At 56.0% G+C, this 20,916-nt stretch carries 23 protein-coding genes; 9 read left to right on the plus strand and 14 right to left on the minus strand.

All coding sequences use genetic code 11. The annotated features are described in order from the left end of the window. Positions 1–17 precede the first annotated feature (17 nt). The 4 genes from AC6I8N_RS17790 to dolP are packed head-to-tail and all read left to right on the plus strand — an operon-like array spanning position 18 to position 3,611. Entirely contained in the window at positions 18–2,069 is a 2,052-nt protein-coding gene (locus AC6I8N_RS17790) for a penicillin-binding protein activator (protein WP_497829627.1), read from the plus strand. Continuing rightward, a complete protein-coding gene (locus AC6I8N_RS17795; protein ID WP_013510647.1) occupies positions 2,027–2,422 on the plus strand; it encodes a YraN family protein in 396 nt (131 codons plus the stop codon). The genes AC6I8N_RS17790 and AC6I8N_RS17795 overlap by 43 nt, the downstream gene beginning before the upstream one ends. Before the next feature lie 14 nt (positions 2,423–2,436). Next, entirely contained in the window at positions 2,437–3,024 is a 588-nt protein-coding gene (gene diaA / locus AC6I8N_RS17800; RefSeq protein ID WP_013510648.1) for a DnaA initiator-associating protein DiaA, read from the plus strand. 14 nt (positions 3,025–3,038) lie between these two features. Further along, entirely contained in the window at positions 3,039–3,611 is a 573-nt protein-coding gene (dolP, locus tag AC6I8N_RS17805; protein WP_021183530.1) for a division/outer membrane stress-associated lipid-binding lipoprotein, read from the plus strand. Positions 3,612–3,640: 29 nt separating this feature from the next. Here the strand turns inward: dolP and AC6I8N_RS17810 are convergent, their stop codons facing one another. Further along, positions 3,641–4,342 carry a pirin family protein gene (locus AC6I8N_RS17810; RefSeq protein ID WP_021183531.1) on the minus strand — a complete coding sequence of 234 codons (702 nt, stop codon included), beginning with the start codon at positions 4,340–4,342 and terminating at the stop codon, positions 3,641–3,643. A gap of 128 nt (positions 4,343–4,470) precedes the next feature. Here AC6I8N_RS17810 and AC6I8N_RS17815 point away from each other — a divergent pair, with 128 nt between their 5' ends. Further along, entirely contained in the window at positions 4,471–5,370 is a 900-nt protein-coding gene (locus AC6I8N_RS17815) for a LysR family transcriptional regulator (protein ID WP_013510651.1), read from the plus strand. An 81-nt stretch (positions 5,371–5,451) separates the two neighbouring features. Here the strand turns inward: AC6I8N_RS17815 and AC6I8N_RS17820 are convergent, their stop codons facing one another. The 11 genes from AC6I8N_RS17820 to pmbA form a co-directional block, all read right to left on the minus strand. Continuing rightward, positions 5,452–7,362, minus strand: a complete 1,911-nt coding sequence (locus AC6I8N_RS17820; RefSeq protein ID WP_497829628.1) for a BglG family transcription antiterminator — start codon at positions 7,360–7,362, stop codon at positions 5,452–5,454. 23 nt (positions 7,363–7,385) lie between these two features. Then, positions 7,386–8,123: a 2-dehydro-3-deoxy-phosphogluconate aldolase gene (gene dagF, locus AC6I8N_RS17825; RefSeq protein ID WP_497829629.1), complete on the minus strand. Its 738-nt coding sequence runs from the start codon at positions 8,121–8,123 to the stop codon at positions 7,386–7,388. Continuing rightward, positions 8,120–9,241, minus strand: coding sequence for a DgaE family pyridoxal phosphate-dependent ammonia lyase (locus tag AC6I8N_RS17830; RefSeq protein WP_415173159.1), 1,122 nt, complete (start codon positions 9,239–9,241; stop codon positions 8,120–8,122). The genes dagF and AC6I8N_RS17830 overlap by 4 nt, the downstream gene beginning before the upstream one ends. After that, entirely contained in the window at positions 9,225–10,358 is a 1,134-nt protein-coding gene (locus AC6I8N_RS17835) for an amidohydrolase/deacetylase family metallohydrolase (protein WP_497829630.1), read from the minus strand. The genes AC6I8N_RS17830 and AC6I8N_RS17835 overlap by 17 nt, the downstream gene beginning before the upstream one ends. Positions 10,359–10,367: 9 nt before the next feature. After that, positions 10,368–11,009, minus strand: a complete 642-nt coding sequence (locus AC6I8N_RS17840; protein WP_021183536.1) for a DUF4310 family protein — start codon at positions 11,007–11,009, stop codon at positions 10,368–10,370. A gap of 12 nt (positions 11,010–11,021) precedes the next feature. Next, entirely contained in the window at positions 11,022–11,798 is a 777-nt protein-coding gene (locus AC6I8N_RS17845; RefSeq protein ID WP_021183537.1) for a DUF4311 domain-containing protein, read from the minus strand. Positions 11,799–11,825: 27 nt separating this feature from the next. After that, complete coding sequence (locus AC6I8N_RS17850) at positions 11,826–12,125, minus strand: DUF4312 family protein (RefSeq protein ID WP_013510658.1); 300 nt, start codon at positions 12,123–12,125, stop codon at positions 11,826–11,828. Between the two features lie 2 nt (positions 12,126–12,127). Then, positions 12,128–12,490, minus strand: coding sequence for an SFCGS family glycine-rich protein (locus AC6I8N_RS17855; protein WP_152521872.1), 363 nt, complete (start codon positions 12,488–12,490; stop codon positions 12,128–12,130). 19 nt (positions 12,491–12,509) lie between these two features. Then, positions 12,510–12,842: a hypothetical protein gene (locus AC6I8N_RS17860; protein ID WP_021183539.1), complete on the minus strand. Its 333-nt coding sequence runs from the start codon at positions 12,840–12,842 to the stop codon at positions 12,510–12,512. Positions 12,843–13,096: 254 nt separating this feature from the next. Then, positions 13,097–13,483, minus strand: coding sequence for a cytochrome b562 (gene cybC, locus AC6I8N_RS17865; RefSeq protein ID WP_021183540.1), 387 nt, complete (start codon positions 13,481–13,483; stop codon positions 13,097–13,099). A 69-nt stretch (positions 13,484–13,552) separates the two neighbouring features. Next, positions 13,553–14,893 carry a metalloprotease PmbA gene (gene pmbA / locus AC6I8N_RS17870; protein ID WP_021183541.1) on the minus strand — a complete coding sequence of 447 codons (1,341 nt, stop codon included), beginning with the start codon at positions 14,891–14,893 and terminating at the stop codon, positions 13,553–13,555. Between the two features lie 115 nt (positions 14,894–15,008). Here pmbA and yjgA point away from each other — a divergent pair, with 115 nt between their 5' ends. Next, positions 15,009–15,554 (plus strand): ribosome biogenesis factor YjgA, encoded by a 546-nt coding sequence (gene yjgA / locus AC6I8N_RS17875; protein WP_021183542.1) that lies wholly within the window; start codon positions 15,009–15,011, stop codon positions 15,552–15,554. Between the two features lie 49 nt (positions 15,555–15,603). Here the strand turns inward: yjgA and mpl are convergent, their stop codons facing one another. Further along, on the minus strand, positions 15,604–16,959 hold the full coding sequence (gene mpl, locus AC6I8N_RS17880) for a UDP-N-acetylmuramate:L-alanyl-gamma-D-glutamyl-meso-diaminopimelate ligase (RefSeq protein ID WP_497829631.1): 1,356 nt from the start codon (positions 16,957–16,959) through the stop codon (positions 15,604–15,606). A gap of 169 nt (positions 16,960–17,128) precedes the next feature. Between mpl and fbp the strand changes: the two genes are divergently transcribed. After that, positions 17,129–18,136, plus strand: coding sequence for a class 1 fructose-bisphosphatase (gene fbp, locus AC6I8N_RS17885; RefSeq protein ID WP_021183544.1), 1,008 nt, complete (start codon positions 17,129–17,131; stop codon positions 18,134–18,136). 70 nt (positions 18,137–18,206) lie between these two features. Here the strand turns inward: fbp and AC6I8N_RS17890 are convergent, their stop codons facing one another. Beyond that, positions 18,207–19,766 carry a methyl-accepting chemotaxis protein gene (locus AC6I8N_RS17890; protein ID WP_497830712.1) on the minus strand — a complete coding sequence of 520 codons (1,560 nt, stop codon included), beginning with the start codon at positions 19,764–19,766 and terminating at the stop codon, positions 18,207–18,209. A 173-nt stretch (positions 19,767–19,939) separates the two neighbouring features. Between AC6I8N_RS17890 and AC6I8N_RS17895 the strand changes: the two genes are divergently transcribed. Next, complete coding sequence (locus tag AC6I8N_RS17895) at positions 19,940–20,353, plus strand: lysozyme inhibitor LprI family protein (RefSeq protein ID WP_497829632.1); 414 nt, start codon at positions 19,940–19,942, stop codon at positions 20,351–20,353. Positions 20,354–20,423: 70 nt separating this feature from the next. Beyond that, a complete protein-coding gene (locus tag AC6I8N_RS17900) occupies positions 20,424–20,873 on the plus strand; it encodes a DUF441 domain-containing protein (RefSeq protein WP_021183547.1) in 450 nt (149 codons plus the stop codon). Positions 20,874–20,916 lie beyond the last annotated feature (43 nt).

Here is a 20,916-nt window from a genome sequence, read left to right on the forward strand (position 1 = left end):
ACATCACTGGATACAGTATGCTTCCTTCAAAAGTCTTACGTCGTAAAGCAGGACGCTTTGTACCTGTTCTTCTCGCTGGGCTAATTTTAGCCGCCTGTAGCGGTCAGGGACCACAGCAAACGTCTTCCGTCAATGTTCAGGGTCCGATCACGGCCCAGTCTGACTATTACCTGCAACAGGTGCAGCAAAGCAGCGATGATAGCAAGACCGACTGGCAATTACTTGCCATCCGTGCCTTGTTGAAGGAAGGAAAGTATCCACAGGCCAGCGATCAGATCAAACAATTGCCGCAGCAGCTCTCTGATGTGCAGCAGCAGGAATTACAGTTGCTGCGTGCGCAGATGCAGATTGGTCAGCAGGATTTCAACGGTGCACAGCAACTGTTGAGCCAGGTGAAAACCGACGGTCTGTCGCAGGATCAACAGGCGCGCTTCTACGGCCTGCAAATCGCTGCCGCTCAGAATCGTCCCTCGCTGGCATTGCTGCGCGCCTATATCGCTCAGGAACCGCTGCTGAAAGCGGCCGATCACCAGAGCAATATTGACGCCACCTGGCAGGCGCTGACGCAGATGACCAAAGATCAGCTCAACAGCCTGGTGATCAATGCCGACGAGAATACCTTGCAGGGCTGGTTGGATCTGCTCAACACCTGGCATACCAACAGCCAGGACCCGGAAATGCTGAAAGCCGCCATCAAAGATTGGCAAACACGCTATCCGCTCAATCCGGGTGCCAAAACCCTGCCGACCGCCCTGAGTCAGGTGCAGAACTTCAGCAAAGCTTCGACCAGCACCATCGCGTTGCTGCTGCCGCTGAATGGTCAGGCGCAGATCTTCGCCAACGCCATTCAGAAAGGCTTTAACGATGCGAAAAACGGTGTGCTAACCGCCCCGGCCGCAGCCCCACAACCACAGCCGACAGCGACACCGGCCAGCGCGGAAGCCAGCGCCCAGCCGCAGCCAGCCGCTGCAACGCCAGATGCGACCGCCAATACCGTAGTCAGCCCGGCCGCTGCTGCCATCACCCCGGATCAAAGCACCCAGCCGCAACCTGCTGCTGCACCTGCCCCGGCAGCCAGCGCAGGCGATAGCAATGCCCAGGTCAAGGTGTATGACACCAGCAGTCAGCCGATTCAGCAGGTGATGCAACAGGCGCAGCAGGATGGCGCAACCATCGTCGTCGGCCCGCTGTTGAAAAGTGATGTAGAGACTGTCGCTAACAGCAACTCGCCGCTTAACGTACTGGCCCTGAACGAGCCGGAACAGATCCAGAACCATCCGAATATTTGTTACTTTGCGCTTTCTCCTGAAGACGAAGCGCGCGATGCCGCCCACCATATGTGGGATCAAGGCAAACGCCAGCCGCTGCTGCTGTTGCCGCGTAACAGTTATGGCGATCGTGTTGGTAAGGCCTTTGCGCAAGAGTGGCAGACGCTGGGTGGTTCGACCGTGTTGCAACAACGTTTTGGTTCCGTCAGCGAGCTGAAACAGGGTATCAACAGCGGTGCCGGTATCAACCTGAGTGGCACGCCGCTGGTGGTGGAACCCGCACAGCCGCAGGGCGTATCGATTGCCGGATTGAACATCCCGGCGCCGCAGACCAGCGCCCCGGTAGCCGATACCAGCGGTGGCAGCCTTGATGCGGTGTATATCGTCGCCAACCAGGATGAGCTACAGCTGATCAAGCCGATGATTGCGATGCGTACCAGCAGCCGCAACAATATTGCGTTGTACGCCAGCTCACGTAGCTTCCAGGCCGGTGCGGGTCCGGACTTCCGTCTGGAGATGGATGGCTTACAATTCAGTGACATTCCGCTGCTTTCGGGTAGCAACCCGGCGCTGATGCAGCAAGCGGCGAAGTCGTTTAACAATGATTATTCGCTGGTACGCCTGTACGCAATGGGCATTGATGCCTGGACGTTGGCGAACCACTTTAACCAGATGCGTCAGGTTCCGGGCTTTGCCATTGATGGCAACACCGGCAAGCTGAGCGCCACCCCGGATTGCGTGATCAACAGGAAGTTGGCATGGAACCAGTATCGTCAGGGACAAATCGTTCCGGTACAGTAAATCGCCAGCGCATTGGCGCTGAGCAAGAGCAGCAGGCGCGCCGCTATCTGGAGCGCGCCGGGCTGCAATGGATTGCCAGCAATGTTCGCTGTCGCAGCGGTGAGATTGACCTCATCATGCAGGATGGCGACTGCTGGGTCTTTGTCGAAGTGCGCTATCGACGCGATGCGCGTTTTGGCGGTGCAGCCGCCAGCGTAACGCGTCAGAAACAACAAAAGCTACTCCGTACCGCAGCGCTATGGCTGCTGGGACGTAACGGCAGTTTTGACACGGTAAATTGCCGCTTTGACATCATAGCCATTACCGGGCGCGAGCTGGAGTGGCTGCCCGATGCCTTTCATGCCGATGTGTAGAACCAGGTGGTCTTGTGCAGGACAGAATTAAAGCGTGTTTTACCGAAAGTATTCAGACTCAAATCGCTGCCGCCGAGGCGCTGCCGGATGCCATTTCCCGCGCGGCCATGACGTTGGTGCAGTCGCTGCTGAGCGGTAACAAAATCCTTAGCTGTGGTAATGGCGCGTCAGCGGCCAACGCTCAGCATTTTGCCGCCAGTATGATCAACCGGTTTGAGACCGAACGCCCCAGCCTGCCCGCGCTGGCGCTCAGTGCCGACAACGTAATGCTGACGGCCATTGGTAACGATCGGTTGCACGATGAAATTTATGCCAAGCAGGTGCGAGCGCTTGGTCAGGCCGGTGATGTTCTGCTGGCCATTTCCACCCGTGGCAACACCCGTGACATTATTAAAGCGGTTGAAGCTGCGGTTACACGCGATATGACCATCGTGGCGCTGACCGGCTACGACGGCGGTGAGCTGGCTGGCCTGCTCGGCCCACACGATGTGGAAATTCGCATTCCGTCACATCGCAGTGCGCGTATTCAGGAGATGCATATGCTGACGCTGAACTGCCTGTGCGATTTGATCGATAACACCTTGTTCCCCCACCAGGAATGACTGAAGGAGCTAAGATGAAAGCATTGAACGCTGTCGCCATTCTTTTCACCGCCATGATGTTGCAGGGCTGCGTTGCTGTCGTCGCTGGCGGTGCCGCAGTAGCCACCAAAACCGCCACCGATCCCCGCACCGTGGGCACCCAGGTGGATGACGGTACGCTGGAGTTACGCGTCAGCAACGCGCTGGCAAAAGATGAACAGATCAAAAACCAGGCGCGCGTCGTAGTGACCGCCTATCAGGGCAAAGTGCTGCTGACCGGTCAGTCACCGTCGGCGGATCTCGCCAGCCGCGCGAAACAGATCGCGATGGGTGTCGATGGCGCGACTGAGGTGTACAACGAAATCCGTACCGGCCAGAAAGTCAGCCTCGGTACATCCTCTAATGACACCTGGATCACCACCAAAATCCGCTCACAACTGCTGGGCAGCGATCAGGTGAAATCGTCGAACGTGAAAGTGACCACCGAAAACGGCGAAGTGTTCCTGCTGGGTCTGGTGACACAACAGGAAGCGGCAGCGGCGGCGGATATCGCCAGCCGGGTAAGCGGTGTGAAGCACGTCACCACCGCCTTTACCATTCTGAAATAAACCTTCAGGGCGGCATCAGCCGCCCTTTTTTACACCGGTATATCAATCACCAACGCACGTAACGGCGTTTTCGCCTGCAACGTAATCTGCTGTTCTTCTGCCAGAAATGCCCCATCGCCACAGCTTAGCTTTTCCTGATGCGCACTGCTCGCCTGCACATCCAGCGATCCGTGGATCGATTGCAGATAGGCGCGTGGACCGTTCAGCTTTACGCTATGTTGCTCGCCGGGAGCCAGCGTTACCTGATGAATCCACACCTGCTGACGCAGCTGTAAACTGCCTTCCGCACCGTCTGGCGAAGCCAACAGGAAAGAGGTCTGCTCGGGCAGCGACATTTTCTGCAACAACGGATTCTCGCGTTCCGGGCACGCCGACAGCCACAGCTGCATACGTGTCAGCGGTTGATCTTTGCTGAGATTGATTTCGCTATAGCTCACGCCCTGGCGCGCCGACAACAGCAGCGCTTCACCGGCACGGGCGATAATATGGTTGCCCTCGCTGTCGCGGTACTCCGCCTCGCCCTGTAGTACCAGGTTGAGTACATCAACCTGAGGATAGGTGCGGGGCTGGAAGGCAGCACCGGGTGCCAGCACTTCCTGATTGAGCACGCGAAGTGAGGCATAGCCCATCAGTTTCGGATCAAAATAGTGGCCAAATGAGAAGCTGTAACGCGCCTGCAACCAACCGAAATCGGCCTGGCCACATGCTGACGCGCAGCGGGTTGTCATCATGATTTACCTCCGACGCTCTGCGGGATGATACGACCGCAGGTTTATAGGATTATGGTAAAAGGCTGGACGCCGGATTGTTAGCCAGTTAATCTGCCTGGCATGTTCAAATTTCCTGACAGAGAATCGGCATGGCAAAAGAGCGCGCGTTAACCCTGGAAGCTTTACGTGTGATGGATGCTATTGACCGGCGCGGCAGCTTTGCGGCTGCGGCCGACGAGCTGGGACGTGTACCTTCCGCATTGAGCTACACCATGCAGAAGCTGGAAGAGGAGCTGGATGTCGTGCTGTTTGACCGCTCCGGTCACCGCACTAAATTCACCAACGTAGGACGCATGCTGCTGGAACGTGGCCGCGTGCTGTTGGAAGCCGCCGACAAACTCACCACCGACGCTGAAGCGCTGGCACGCGGTTGGGAAACCCATCTCACCATCGTCACCGAGGCGCTGGTGCCCACCGAACACCTGTTCCCGCTGGTGACCAAACTGGCGGACAAAGCCAATACCCAGATATCCCTGGTGACCGAAGTGCTGGCCGGTGCCTGGGAGCGGCTGGAGCAGGGGCGTGCCGATATCGTCATTGCGCCGGATATGCATTTCCGCGCCTCAACGGAAATCAACACCCGCAAGTTGTACAGCATGATGAGCGTGTATGTCGCCAGTCCGGATCATCCCATTCATCAGGAAGCCGAGCCACAATCTGAGGTGACGCGTGTGAAGTATCGCGGCATTGCAGTGGCCGATACCGCGCGCGAGCGCCCGGTGTTGACCGTGCAGTTGCTGGACAAGCAACAGCGCCTGACGGTAAGCAGCATGGAAGACAAACGCAAAGCGCTGCTGGCCGGACTGGGTGTGGCGACCATGCCCTATTCGCTGGTGGAGCAGGATATCGCCGAAGGACGTCTGCGCGTGGTGAGTGCGGAATATACCCGCGAGGTGGACATCATTATGGCGTGGCGCCGCGACAGCATGGGTGAAGCGAAAGCCTGGTGTCTGCGCGAGATCCCGCGTTTGCTGGCGAAGAAAGGTTAATCAACAACGCTGACTAACCTTTCCGTAGCGGCGCGATTTATCGCGCCGCTACGAACAACGCATTACGCAATAATCGCGCCGTTACAGGCGACTCAAACAATCCATCGCCACGGCCTTGAAGCTGACAAAATCGCCGCAGTCACGCAACCGGGCGGTTGCGCGTTCGCGCAGGAAAGTGACGAACAGGTCATAAATTGCCATTGCCTCTTCATATTCACTTTTGCTGATGGCCAGCAGGAAAATCACCGAGGCGGTTTCATCGCCCCAACTGATGCCCTGCGGTGCCAGCACGGTGTACACCACGGTTTTCTTCGCCAGTAGACCCAGCGAGTGCGGCAGCGCAATCCCCTCCCCCAGCATAGTGCTAACAATCGCTTCACGTTCCTCAACCGAGGGATAAAAATCGTCTTCCACATAGCCTTCACGCTGAAGCTGGTTGCACAGCTGATGGAACAGCGCCGATTGTGTCATCGGCTGGTCCACCACCAGAAAATGCTGTGCATCGAAGTATTTTTCCAGCATATAAGGCCGGGTACGATCCACCAGCACCAGTTTGCCGAGCTGCTCAAGCTGGAATTCCGTTGGGAACGGCGACATCACCACCACCGGGCTGTTTTTCTCACGCAAGCGGGTGGTGGAGATAACAAAATCTTCATCAATAGCCGCAAGCGCCTCGTATTCACGTAGCGACAGGCGGCCCGTCACCTGCAACTGGGGATACTTACGCAGCAGCATCGCTTCAATCATGCGCAAGGTAGAGTTACCGCTGTCACACACCAGCAGCACCTGGGGGTGACGCTGATAGCCCACATCATAGTGACGCTCCAGCCCGACGCCGATATGCAGCACCAGAAAACCGATTTCGTTTTCGCTGATGCTGTAAGGGGTATATTTCCCCCAACTGGTGACCGCCGCCAGCGTCATGTCGTAGGCCATCGGGTAATGCTGCTTGATATTACTCAGCAGCGGATTGGGGATATGGATTTGGTAACGCACCCGGGTGATCATGGTTTTGATATGGGTGAGCAGATCGGCACGCAACTGTTCATCCTGTTGCAGACGATAGTTGTAGTGCGTGTTGATGTAATTCAGCAGGTAATCAACCAGCGCATCCGCATCATCGGCATTGATGGTGCTGGGGGCCAGCGCCTGAATTTGGCGGGCAGCGATGTTGACGCGTAGCCAGTTCTCTTCCGCCTGAGAGATCGGTTTTCCCACCAGCGGCCGCATCAGGTTAACCAGTTGCTGCGCGGCTTCACGCACCTCCTCGCCGACATCCTCCGCACCCGGATCGTTCAGCGGAAAACCTTCGCTGATGCGCCGTACTGCCACCGCGCAATAGATTTGCAGATAGCGTTCACCTTCATCGCTGAGGCGAATGGCGTGCTGCGAGAAACAATGCTGAAGCAGCGGTTGCAACTGCTCCAGCATGCCGCTGTGTAGCGTTTCCACCGTTAACAGCGGGCTGTCCGGCGTATCCTGGTCGATTTGCCACAGCAAATCAGTCAGGCAGGTGCGAATCGCCGCTTCGCTGCCGAACAGCTTCATTCCGTAACGCGGTTTGGTTTCGATATTCAGATGATAACGCCCGAACCATTCGCGCACCTCAGCCATGTCGCTTTGCAGGGTCGCGCGGCTGACAAACCACTCTTCCGACAAATCTTCCAGCTTCAGCGAATATGCAGCGGTGAGAAAACGACTGAGCAGATAACGCACCCGTTCCTGTGAGGTACGCGGCACGCGCAGCGGTGCCGCGGTGTGTGCCTGGAGCTGACCAAAACGCAGCGCGTCCTCCACCTTCAGTTGATAACCCTCGCCACGCGCCAGCACGAACTGCGCACCATGCTGCGCCAACAGCGCGTTAAGCGCCGTGATATCGGTGCGCACCGTGCGAGTGGACACGGAAAAACGTCGCGCCAGCTCATCCTGCGGCAGCGTTTCGGTTTGCAGCGCAGCGAAAAGTTGGGCCAGACGCTGGTTGGGAAATCTCACGGGCTTCACCTGTTACTTAATTGTTACAACAACTTTTTGCACGTTGCCAGAAGCTGACGCACATCGTCAATGCGTGTGTCGCCAGTCGCGCTATTGATAATCGAACTGTAGACGTGCGGAATCACTTTACTGACGCCCGCCTCCAGCGCAATGCGAACAATCTCTTCAAAATTGTCGAGATCAATACCGCCGGTGGGTTCCAGCCAGAAGTTGTTACGCGCACAGGCTTCCGCCACCGCGCGGTACTCCGCTACCGCTTTCAATCCCCCCATCGGGAAGTATTTCACCGAGCTGCCGCCCATGTCCTGCAACAAGCGAATCGCGCTGTCGATTGGCACGATGGCATCCGGCCCTTGCGCACTCAGCGGTCCGGTGGAGATTTTGACCAGGCCCGGCGTGCCGGTGGGGGAAATCAGGCCGTTGACCACGGTGTCATGCTGGCCGAGCAGCGCGCGACTGGTCGCGACGCCGGTGAACACCTGGTTAACGTGTTGCGGTTGCAGCTCAGCTGCAATCTCACTCACCATCGCCGATTGATTGGGATCCCCGGCACCCAGTCCAACCGAAATCGCGTTATCAATCAGCGCAGCATATTCGCGCATATCGGCAATTGCCGCCTCAGTGCTGGCGTAGTTTTTCGACAACACGCCCACCAACACATAACCATCCGCCGCTTCCCAGATATCGCGCGCATTCTGTTTAGAACCCGCCAGCACATTGAGGCACAGACGGCCCTGATAAAATTTTGGAGTCAGAGTCATGCGTGTTTCTCCCCGCTGAGCAGCGCCTCGATGGCGGTAAAAATGGTATGCAGTTGGTCGGCGCTGACGCTACGCACATCGGCCTCGATAATGCCTTCATTGGCTTTATAGCCACGGAAATAGATGGCGATAGCGCCGGTTTTCAGTGCCTGCACCAGCTCGCCAGTGGCCCAGCCGGTTTGCGCTTCATCGAACTTGATTTCGGCACGGGCGATGTCACGTCCGGCAGCATCCCATACCACACGCGCGCTGACGCCGTTCAGGGTGTTGAGGTTGGCGATAAACGGCGTCATTTTTTCCACCATCTCTGCGCCGGTGGTTTTCTCCTGCGACAGATAGTTTTCAATCGCCTGCGTCAGGCCGAGGATGCCCTCTTTGCCGACTTTCATCGCACGACCGATGCCGTTACTCTGGCGCTTCACCCACTCAACATATTGGGTGCGGCCAATCACCAGACCGCTGGTTGGTCCTTCAATCGCTTTCGCCCCGCTGTAGATCACCAGGTCAGCGCCCATCTGGTAGTAGCACTGCAAATCTTCTTCCGCTGCCGCATCGACAATCAACGGGATGCCATGCTTACGCGCCACCACTGCCGCCTGTTCGACACTGAGATGGCTTTTCTGCACGCAATGGTGTGATTTGATATACAGCAACGCGGCGGTCGTCGGCGTAATCGCCGCTGCCAGCTGTTCTGGCGAACATTCGTTGCTGTAGCCTGCTTCCACCAGGCGTCCACCACCCAATGCCACCATGGTGCCAACCGGCGCGCCAAAATTGACGTTATGACCTTTCGGCATCACGATATCGTGCGGCACACTGAGTGGCGCGGCATGCAGGTTTTCCAGCAGCCAGGCGTTATCTTTCACGATCACCGCCGCCACACTTTGCGCAATGCCCGCCGACGCACAGGAAACCACCACTGCGCTTTCAACCTCAAGCAGTTGCGCGATATACGCCCCGGTTTTATCCACCAGATCTTTCATCTCAAAGTAGTGGTTAAGGCCGTATTTCACGGTATCGACCACGTCTGCTGCCGGGGTCGATACGCCAAGAATGGTCATGCGACCAGAGGCATTGATGACCTGCTTCAGGCCATATTTTTCATAAATCGAAGACATGATTGGCTTTCCCTTCATCTGTCAGATGCCATTGCCCCGCCACCACGGCGGCCAGTGGCACCAGATGTTGCTCACCCAGCACCTGTTCGCCTTCAGCATCGACGAACGGGCGGGCTTCCTCTTTGACGGTAAAAATGGTCAGGTCGGCGTCGTAACCGACCGCCAGGCAACCTTTGTTTTTCAGTCGCAGACCTTCAGCGGCTTTGCGTGTCACGCAGTCGATCACCTGCGGCAATGTCATGCCAATGCTGAAGAATTTCGACATCACATGCGCCAGGCTGTGCACCGGGCCATTGATACGGTTGCGGCAGTAGATATCGGAGCTGATAGTGTCAGGCAGAATGCCCTGCGCAATCGCCTGACGCGCCACCTCAAAGCTGAAACTGGCGCTGCCGTGGCCGATATCCAGCCGCACACCACGCGCTAACGCATTCTTCACCCCGGCTTTCAGCTCGCCCTGCGGCGTAAGAATGCGGTTGGGTTTGCCGTTGTAGCAATGGGTGATGATGTCGCCGGAAGTCAGCAGATCGGCAATGTCCTCCAGCACCGGCGGGTTGTTGCCGATATGCACCATCAGCGGCAGATCACCCGCCGCCTGCTGGATGGCTTTGGCCCGGATTAACGGCTGGATACCGTTTTCGCCCACTACGCTGCTGCTCATACGCGCTTTGAGGCCGACGATAAAATCGGGACGACGCTGAATAGCCTGCACCACCGCCTCACCGTCGATCTGCGCCATATCGGCCAGTTCGTTCTGCGTGACAATGCCGGTGCGGGCTATGTTGATCAGCGCACGAACATCGGTCGTGACCTGTCGCGTAAGCTGATAAAAATCGTCAATATCATCAGCGCCAGTGCTGCCGGCATCCACCACCGTGGTGACTCCCTGCGCCACACCGATGGCATCCGCATCGTCGTGATAAATCGGCGATTTGGGATAACAGTGAACGTGGCTGTCGATCCAGCCTGCGCTGAGGTAGTAGCGCCCGGCCAGGTCGCGTTCTTGTGCCGCCTGACCGCTTACGCTACCCAGTGCGGCGATTTTGCCGTCCTGCCACGCAATATCCACTAGCTGTCCGTCGCACAGACGCGCACGACGGAGAATGACATCAAACATACCCCCTCCTTAGAGAGAAACCGGGAAGATCGCGCCCAGCACCATGGCACCGAGAATCGCACCACCGGTAATCGGCTTGTTCCACAGGTAAAACAGCAGCGAACCCGCCAACGAACCAAGACCAATAGGAATTGACGCGGTCATTGCCGACAGGATGATCAACGGACCGAGGAAGCGGCCAGAGGCGTTACCCGCCCCCATCATCACGTCGGCACCGTAGGTGGAGTCGCTCTGATTGATGGTGAACTTACGCGCCAGGATGATGATGTAGCCAATCGCCACGCCAATCACCAGACCGGTTGCCAGCGAGGCGGCGAAGTTCGCGACCGGGAAGACAATGCCCGCGCCCAGTAACAACGCCGGAACCCCCAGACCAACGCCGGTCTGAATCGCCCCGCCGATATCGAGAATCCCCACCAGCGAACCTTCGATGATACGGGCGAACAGAAAGCTGGCACCGAACGCCGCTACCGCGCCGTAGACCCCGGTTTCCATGCCGGAACGCAGCATGGAGACAAACGCCACTTCGTTAAAAGCACCAATGCCGTACAGGTAGTACATATGCGTACCGGCAAACACCCCGGCGGAGAGCAGGCCGACAAAAATCGGGAAAGACCAGTCGGCGTACCAGAACCCTTTGTTTTCGTTCATGCTGATGGCTCCTTATTTGCCGCTGAGGCTGTTGTGAATCATGTCCAGCCAGCCGGGAATACCCAGTTGGAAGGATTGCAGCAGTTTCATGTCAAAGCCGCGGAAGAAACCGCTCAGCACGAACAGCAGCACAATGGCGGTCATCATCACCTTGGTGACTTTGTTCCAGCCGCTCTCCTCGACACCCTTACCGATCAGGATCCCCAGCACCAGGCCCGGTACGGCGTTGCCCATAATCAGCTGCGCCAGGCCGCCGAAAATGGTAGCCCAGAAGCCCGATTTCTTACCGGCATCAATCGCTGCCAGCCAGAAAATCACTGGCATCACGGTGTTCACCAGCAGGTTGGCCGCCGGTACCAATACTTTTACCGCCGTAACCTGCAACGCTGCCGGAACGGCAGAAGCGGTGCTGTTCAGGAAGGCGACGACGATCATGCCGATGATGCCGCAGGCAATCGCCATCTTCTTCGGGTTGTGTAGTGTTTCTGCTACGTTGCGGTTTTTCACCATCAGGGCCGCCGCGCCCCAGTTCGGCAGGATGCGATGGTCAACATCCTGAGTGAAGGAACCCGCTGCAACGGATGAAGCCCAGGCGTTAAAGAAAAAGCCGAGACCAAAGGAGAAGTGCGATGCCGGATCGCCCTCACAGGAGTTAAGCTCGCCCAGCGTACGGAACGCGCCCATGCCCTGCGTGGTAGGAGCATGGAACATGCGCGCCGCACCTGCTCCAACGCCAACCCCTACCAACCCGCCAATGATTAACGACTTAAACAAAATAATTAAAAACATGCGTTTACCTTTGTTTTTCGTCTGTTGTTAAGGTGCCGCCGTGAATTCCACCTGTTCGGTATCGATCACGGTGACGCTGACGGTAATCTCCAGCTCCACGCTGTAGTTCCGTCGCTCACGCGCGAGGAAAAAGAACAAAAACTTCTCTGTCTTAACGCGCTCCTGCGCGCGCAGCACCCGGACATCCTGGGGTTCGATGCGCAGCAGAATTTTTTGTGTGGTGCGCAGCACCTGCTGCTGCACCTTACTCAGGGCATCGGCAAAGGCTTTGGCTTTGCTGTCACCTTTGCCCTGTACCGTTACCTGAGTCACGTATTGTTGTTTCATACTTAGCTGCCGTATTTTTTGTTCCAGGCCTGTACCAGCCGTTCACCCAGCTCTTCTTTATCCATAAAACCAAAACCGAGGACATTGGCACCTTCGTTAATCGCCGTGACGCCTTCATCAATCGAACGCATACCGTGCTTTGATTTGTAGCCATATTTGTTCTGCGCGGTAATTGCCCCCGCACCGCCGCTGCCGCAGAAGGAGATGCCGAAATCCGCATTTTCTGCCTTCATGACGTCACCCAGCTTCATATCTGCCGCTACCCCCGGCACCACCACGGCACGCCCACCGGCTTTCTCTACGCCAGCCGCGACTTTTTGCCCTTTACCCAAACGATCACCAATGACTACCGTTACCATGTTCAATTCCTCTTTGATTGCTGACTTAATTCGATCTTGCTACTTCAATGTGGACGGACAGCAACCACGCCTCTTCGCGTGGCAGGTTGCCAAACAGATCCACCACCTGCTGCGCCAGCGCCATCGTCTCGGGCGAGATGTCCTCAAACAGCTCCGCTTCCACTTCCGGTAACGCTTCACCGGTCAGGGAGCGCGAGGCCATTGCTCGCACATGTGAGGCCAGCATCTGCTGCTGCACCGCATTGGGTTCAATGTGGTGCGCGGCATACAGCGCGGCAATCTGCATCATCACGTTATCCGCCAGCGCCTGAATCGCTTCCGGCGTGCTTTGTTTCAGCGGAACAGCTTCACTACTCACCTGGCTCACTCCTGTTTACAGCGGACAATGACAGTTAATTCGCGTTGAGAAGAAATTACGCTGTTCGCTGTTGGCTGTGGAGACGCATCTTTTCCACCTCAAAGTGGAAATCATGCGAGCAACTGTGCGCCAGATCGCAGGATGCACGAATAATGCAAAACGCATCACGTTTTACACAGAATGATGGATTTAACGCATTCAGACAGTCAGATATGACCAGGGAAATAAGGCCAGCCAATTAGCTGGCCTGACTATCAGCGGAATTTCTTATGGTTGGCGTTGCGAATATCTTCCAGTTTCTTCGCTTCGGTTTTGGCTTCGTCCAGTTTGTTGGCTTTCGCCAGTTGGTCGACCACATCAATCTGGGCGATCAATGAATCAAGTCCGGCATGGAAATCCTTGATCTGGGCGCTATCAGCAGGCTGACCTTCCAGCTTTTCCGGCGTGGATTTTTTGGCATCCTCCGCCGCCTGGCGCATCTTGCCCAGTGCGGTTTGCATCTCCTGCGCATCATCAGTTTTTTTAACCGTGCTCAGGCCATCTTTGAGGGTATCCATATCTTTTTCCAGGTCAGCCGCATATAAGCTGGCACTGGAGAACAACAACGACAGAGACAACATTGCAATCACATGCTTACGCATCGTTTATTCCTTTTTTATTTTACTGACAAAAAAGGCAGCCTTGCGGGCTGCCTTCAGGAAGCGATGTCATTATTGACCGGCGATCTTCATCTCCGGTAGCAGCACCGATCCACACTGGATGTTGCTGCGGGTTTCAATATCGTTGCCGACAGTGACCATATTGCGCCACATATCCTTCAGGTTGCCGGCGATGGTGATTTCGCTCACCGGGTACTGGATCTCACCGTTCTCCACCCAGTAACCGGCAGCACCGCGTGAATAGTCACCGGTAATGGCGCTCACACCCTGCCCCATCAGCTCGGTCACCACCAGGCCACGCCCCATCTGCTTCAGCAAATCTGCGAAGCTGTGGCCCTGACCGGCAATGCGCCAGTTGTGGATACCGCCCGCATGGCCGGTGCTTTGCAGACCGAGTTTGCGCGCGGAGTAGCTGGTCAGCAGCCAGTTTTGCAGCACGCCATTTTTGATAATGTCACGCGCCTGAGTGCGTACCCCTTCGCTGTCGAACGGCGTTGAGGCCAGCCCTTTCAGCAAATGCGGTTTCTCTTCGATGGTCAGCCATTCCGGCAGGATCTGCGTGCCCAACGCATCCAGCAGGAAGGTGGATTTACGATAGACGCTGCTGCCGCTGATGGCCCCCACCAGATGGCCAAATAATCCGGTTGCCACTTCCGGGGCGAAAATCACTGGCGCTTGCATGGTAGAGAGTTTGCGTGGCGCCAGGCGTGACAGCACGCGACGCGCGCATTCAGCACCAACCCAATCCGCGCTTTGCAGATCGTTGATATCACGGCCAATGGTATAGGCGTAATCACGTTCCATCTCGCCGTTCTGCTCGGCAATCACGCAACTGGAGAGCGAGTGGCGGCTGGAGCAGTAGCTTTGCAACATGCCATGACTGTTGCCAAAAACTTTGATACCGACGTGGCTGTTGAAGCTGCCGCCTTCGGTGTTGGTGATACGCTTGTCAGCCTGTAGCGCAGCCTGTTCCGCCTGCGCGGCCAGCTCAATGGCGCGATCGGCATCGATCTCCCACGGATGGTAGAGATCGAGATCCGGTGCCTCGAACGCCAGCAAATCGCGATCCGCCGGGCCAGCATTGGGATCGCTTGAGGTGTAGCGGGCAATATCGATCGCCGCCTGCACGGTGCGTTTGATGGCATCCGGGCTGAGGTCGGTCGAGGAAGCACTGCCTTTGCGATTCTGATGATAAACGGTGATGCCGAGTGCGCCATCGCTGTTAAATTCGACGTTTTCCACTTCGCCGTAGCGGGTACTGACACCGATACCGGTGGTTTTGGTCACCGCCACTTCTGCGCCATCGGTGCTGGCTTTCGCCAGTTCCAGCGCCTGCGCGACAGCCTGTTCCAACACTTTACGTTGTTCTGCAACCTGAGTAGATACGTTCATCGACCTGCCGTCTAATCTTATGTATGAATGTTTTGAGTCTATCAGACTCAGAGAACAATTTCGCAGTCACCCGATAAACTGGTAGGATTAGCCTCTTTTTTTAGGGAGCCAAGAGATGACCAAGCAGCCCGAAGACTGGCTCGATGATGTGCCGGATAATCAGGAAGAAGAAGACGAAGAGATTATCTGGGTCAGTAAAAGCGAAATTAAACGCGATGCCGAGGAGCTGAAGCGCCTGGGTGCCGAGTTAGTTGATCTGGGGAAAAACTCCCTCGATAAAATTCCACTCGACGAAGATTTACGTGCCGCGATTGAACTGGCGCAGCGTATTAAGAAAGAAGGTCGCCGCCGCCAGTTGCAGCTGATCGGCAAAATGCTGCGCGCGCGCGATGAAGATCCGATCCGCCAGGCACTGGATAAGCTGAAAAACCGCCACAACCAGCAGGTTGCGCTGTTCCATAAACTGGAAAACTTACGCGATCGTCTGATTGAGCAAGGTGATGATGTGATGGCCGAGGTGATCAACCTCTATCCGCAGGCGGATCGCCAGCAACTGCGCAGTATGATCCGTAATGCGCAGAAAGAGAAAGCCGGTAACAAGCCACCGAAATCCGCGCGTCAGATTTTCCAGTATTTGCGTGAGCTGGCTGAAGCACAATAAGCTGCAAACTGCTGAACCGTAACGGCGCGATAAATCGCGCCGTTACGGATTAACGACCCAGCCTCTCCAGCAGTTTCTGATGGATCCCACCAAACCCGCCGTTGCTCATCACCAGGATGTTATCGCCCGGCTGTGCCACCTTCGCCACCATCTCCACCAGCGTATCGATATCCGCGCTCCAGTGCGCAGGCTGGATACAGGCATCAGCCACGTCCGACACCTGCCACGGAATATGGTGTGGCTGGAACAAGAACACCTCATCCGCACGTCCCAGTGACGGAGCCAGTTCATTCTTACTGACGCCCATCTTCATGGTATTGGAACGCGGCTCCAGCACCGCCAGAATACGTGCCGTGCCGCCGACTTTGCTACGCAGCGCAGCCAGGGTAGCCAGAATTGCCGTGGGGTGATGAGCAAAATCGTCATAGACCTTGATGGCATTCACTTCACCACGCAATTCCAGACGACGACGCGCGTTGATAAAGCGCCCCAGCGCTTCGCCCGCATCTTCGGGTTTCACACCGACATGACGCGCGGCGGCTATCGCCATCAGACCGTTATGCATGTTGTGTTCGCCCACCAGGCCCCAGCTCACTTCCGCCACTTTGGCACCATCGAGCCAGACTTCCCAGCGTGAGGCATCCGGCGTCAGTTTTTTCGCCTGCCAGTGGCCGTTGTCGCCCACCGTTTCCTGCTCGCTCCAGCACCCCATCGCCATCACCTGCTTCAGGTTGTGATCGTGTTCCGGCAGCAGGATCTTCCCCTGGCCCGGTACGATACGGATCAGATGATGGAACTGTTTCTGGATCGCCCGCAGATCGTCAAAGATATCCGCATGATCGAACTCCAGATTGTTAAGAATCAGCGTGCGCGGGCAGTAATGAACAAACTTGGAGCGTTTGTCGAAAAAGGCGCTGTCATACTCATCCGCTTCGATAACGAAGAACGGGCTTTTTCCTAATTTTGCTGATACATCGAAATTTCCTGGCACACCACCAATAATGAAGCCAGGTTCAAGGCCACAAGCCTCCAGAATCCACGCCGCCATGCCGGCTGTCGTGGTTTTGCCGTGAGTACCGGCCACTGCCAGCACCCAGCGGTCACGCAGCACAAAATCGTGCAGCCACTGTGGACCAGAGAGGTAGGGAATGTTGCGTTCCAGCACTGCTTCCACACAGGGATTTCCGCGTGTCATGGCGTTACCAATGATCACCATATCGGGTGCAGGATCGAGCTGGCTGGCATCATAACCTTCCGTTAATTCAATGCCTTGCTGCTCCAGCAAGGTGCTCATTGGCGGATAGACATTGGCGTCAGAGCCGGTCACCTGGTGGCCCAGCGAGCGGGCCAGCATCGCCAGGCCGCCCATGAAAGTGCCACAAATCCCAAGGATGTGAATACGCATAAGTTTGTTCCATTACTCATAAGTCCGGCGCTCAGTTTAACCCCGAGTGCAAGTGGAAGAAACGGATTTGGCCTATGGTTTTTGAAGTTCAATCGGCTAAACTGCGTACGCATACGTTGGCAGTTTGTTACAGTGGCTGCCACTCCATCGTAGATTCAGGGAATGTGTTATGAAAACGTTAGGCGAATTTATCGTCGAGAAGCAACACGACTTTCCTCACGCCACAGGTGAACTGACGGCGCTGATTTCAGCCATCAAGCTGGGAGCTAAAATTATCCACCGCGACATCAACAAAGCGGGTCTGGTGGATATTCTTGGCGCCAGTGGCGTGGAAAACGTCCAGGGTGAACAGCAGATGAAGCTGGACCTGTTCGCGAACGAAAAGCTGAAAGCGGCACTGAAAGCGCGCGGCATTGTGGCTGGTATCGCCTCTGAAGAAGAAGATGAGTTCGTCATCTTTGAAGGCGTTGAGCACGGTAAATACGTGGTGCTGATGGACCCACTCGACGGTTCTTCCAACATCGACGTTAACGTTTCCGTTGGCACAATCTTCTCGATCTACCACCGTGTTTCACCGCCGGGAACACCGGTTACCGAAGCTGACTTTATGCAGCCGGGTCACAAGCAGGTTGCCGCAGGTTACGTGGTCTACGGTTCGTCTACCATGATGGTGTACACCACCGGGGTTGGCGTTCACGCCTTTACTTACGATCCGTCACTTGGGGTATTCTGCCTGAGCCACGAACGTATGACCTTCCCGGAGAAGGGCTATACCTACTCCATCAACGAAGGAAACTACATTCGCTTCCCGCAAGGCGTGAAAAAATATCTGAAGTTCTGTCAGGAAGAGGATATTGCGACTAAACGTCCTTATACCTCACGCTACATCGGTTCACTGGTGGCAGATTTCCACCGTAACCTGTTGAAAGGCGGAATTTATCTCTACCCAAGCACCGCCAGCCACCCGAAAGGTAAGCTGCGTTTGCTGTACGAATGCAACCCAATGGCGTTCCTTGCCGAGCAGGCAGGCGGTAAAGCCAGCGACGGTAAACAACGTATTCTCGATATTCAACCAGAAACCCTGCACCAGCGCTGCCCGTTCTTCTGCGGTAATGACGCGATGGTGGATGACGTCGAGCGCTTCCTGCGCGAGTTCCCGGATGATCACCAGGGCTGATGGATAGCATGTAGCGGCGCGATTTATCGCGCAGGTTTAAAGGCGCGCGATGAATCGCGCCGCTACAAATTTATGCCGTGGCTATCCGAAACTGCGCCATCGACTCCTGCAATTGTTGCGATTGTGCTTCGAGCGATTGGGTTGCCGCACTGGCTTCCTCCACCAACGCCGCATTCTGCTGCGCCACCTCGTCCATTTGCGTCACCGCCTGATTGACCTGCTCAATACCGCGACTCTGCTCTTCAGAGGAAACCGAAATCTCCTTCATCAGCGTGGTCACGCGCATCACCTCACTGGAGATTTCATCCATCGTTTCACCCGCCTGCGTCGCCATGACACTGCCCTCTTTGACACGGGTTTGCGAGTCGCTGATCAGCTCACGAATCTCCTTCGCGGCGGTGGCACTGCGTCCTGCCAGGGTACGCACCTCATTTGCCACCACGGCGAAACCACGCCCCTGTTCACCCGCGCGGGCCGCTTCCACTGACGCGTTCAGGGCCAGAATGTTGGTCTGGAAAGCGATGCCATCGATCACGCTGAGAATATCGGCGATGCGATCGGAGCTGTGGGTGATCTCCTGCATCTTCTCAATTACATAGCACACCACTTCCGCGCCACGATCGGCGGTGTCAGAAACGCTGTTCGCCAATTGATGCGCCTGCTGGGCATTGCTGGCGTTGAGTCGTACCGTGGCGGTGAGCTGCTCCATGCTGGCAGCAGTTTGCTCCAGCGACGCTGCCGACTCCTCAGTACGCTGGGAAAGGTGCACCGTCCCGGCCGCCAGCTCACGGCTGCCGACATCAATTTGCAGGCTGGCTTCGCGCACCTGGCTGACGGAATCGCGCAGGGCCAACTGCATCACCGCCAGCGCCTGATTCAGGCGTCCCAGCTCATTATGGGTGGTTTCGGGCAAGGTTTGTGACAGATCCCCTTCAGCTACCCGTTGCAGATGGCCAATCGCACTTTCCAGCGGTGTCAGCAACAGGCGACGCAGGATCTGCCACGCCAGTACGATCAACACCACCGTCAGCACCACGGCAATGCCAATCAGGATTTTCATCTGCGTTTCATTACGCGCCGCCTTCGCCAGGCGATCGGCAGAGACTTGATCGGCGTACAAGCTGAAATCGTTCACCGCTTTGGCGTAGTTGGCCGCCAGAGTGGAGAGGTTGCCTTCCAGTACCGTGTAATATTCATCGGTGTACTGCTTTTGCAGCGCATCCATCATCGGCGCAATACCTTGTTGCAGATAAGCGCCAAAGCTGGCTGCCACCGCATCAGCCAGGATTTTGCCCTGGGCCGTCACGGTGCCAGCATCGACAAAATCCTTCAGATGCTTTTGCGAGGTGACAACATCAGCCTGGGCCTGTTTGGTCACTGCGGCCCCCTCATCCAGCAGGCCAATTTCGATTTTGCGCACCGCCAGCGCACCACTGGCGCGAGCGCGCATCAGATCAGCGTTGCTTTGATACAGGCTATTGAGTTCAATGCCCTGAATACGATTGATCACATCCAGCGACTGATTGCCGGCATTGATGGCGTAAATTCCCAGGGTGCTGACCGCCAACAGCAGCAATGTCATAAAGGCGAGTAGTGTGAGTAGACCGGTCCGTACTGATAAATTTTTGATCATGTTAGTACCCGTGTGTGTAGAAAAAGGCAGAAATCCAGCAGCCCTAAAACGGATAAGTTATCGGCAGTCACCTCGCTAAACTTTAACCATTGTTGATGGTCAATCTACTGATGATCACCTGATCTTCAATAATGCTAACGTTATCCCAACCCCGATTGAGGAATTCCAGAATGAAAAAATGGCTCCCGGTTGCCTGTCTGTTGCTGAGTGGTTATGCCGGCGCACAGGACAATCCCATCGATCAGAAATTGCAGCGTTGCCTGAACCGTGAATCCAGTACTGTTGGGATGTCTCAATGTTATGACGCAGCTAATAAGGCATGGGATCAGGAGATGAACAACCAGTACAACCAAATGATGAAAAAATTAACTGGTGCACCTAAAGCCAAATTAAAAAACGCCCAGCGTGCCTGGCTGGCTTATCGTGATAGCTGGCTTGATGCCAGCAAGAGCTACTTTTCCGCCAGTCAGGGCACTATGGCCATGCTTTCGGTTGGTGCACAAGGGGTCGATTTGGTACGCAATCAGGCACTGATGCTGCAATCTATTAACAAAGGCAGTTGCGCGAATCCCGATGATTGTTGATAAATGGGGGCGGTAAAAACCGCTTCGCGTTGGCAATTGTCAACGCCCCATCAATTCTCAGGGAGAAATCATGGCTGCTTATGCCTCGACCATCATTCTGATTTGCCTCGCCGTTCTGAGCTATTTCGTCCACAACAACGCCGTCACCATCTCCATTCTGATTCTGTTGGCGATTAAAATTACCCCGCTGGCGCAGTTCTTCCCTTATGTCGAAAAACAGGGAATTCAACTCGGGATTATTATTTTGACCGTGGCGGTCATGGCACCGTTGGCCAGTGGATCGCTGCCAGCGTCTTCGTTGATTAAATCTTTTGCCAACTGGCAATCGATTGTGGCGATTCTGGTCGGGGTGTTTGTGGCATGGTTGGGGGGGCGCGGCGTGCACTTTATGAGCGCGCAACCCTCGGTGATTGGCGGCTTATTGATTGGGACGGTGATTGGTGTGGCGTTCTTCCGGGGCGTTCCGGTCGGACCATTGATTGCTGCGGGCATTGTCTCGCTGTTTGTCGCAGCGAAGTAACCGGCTGGACCATTCCGAAACGCCAAAAAGAGGGCATACTTTC

It is taken from the genome of Pantoea sp. X-Soil-TKNS-1279 (assembly GCF_059730565.1).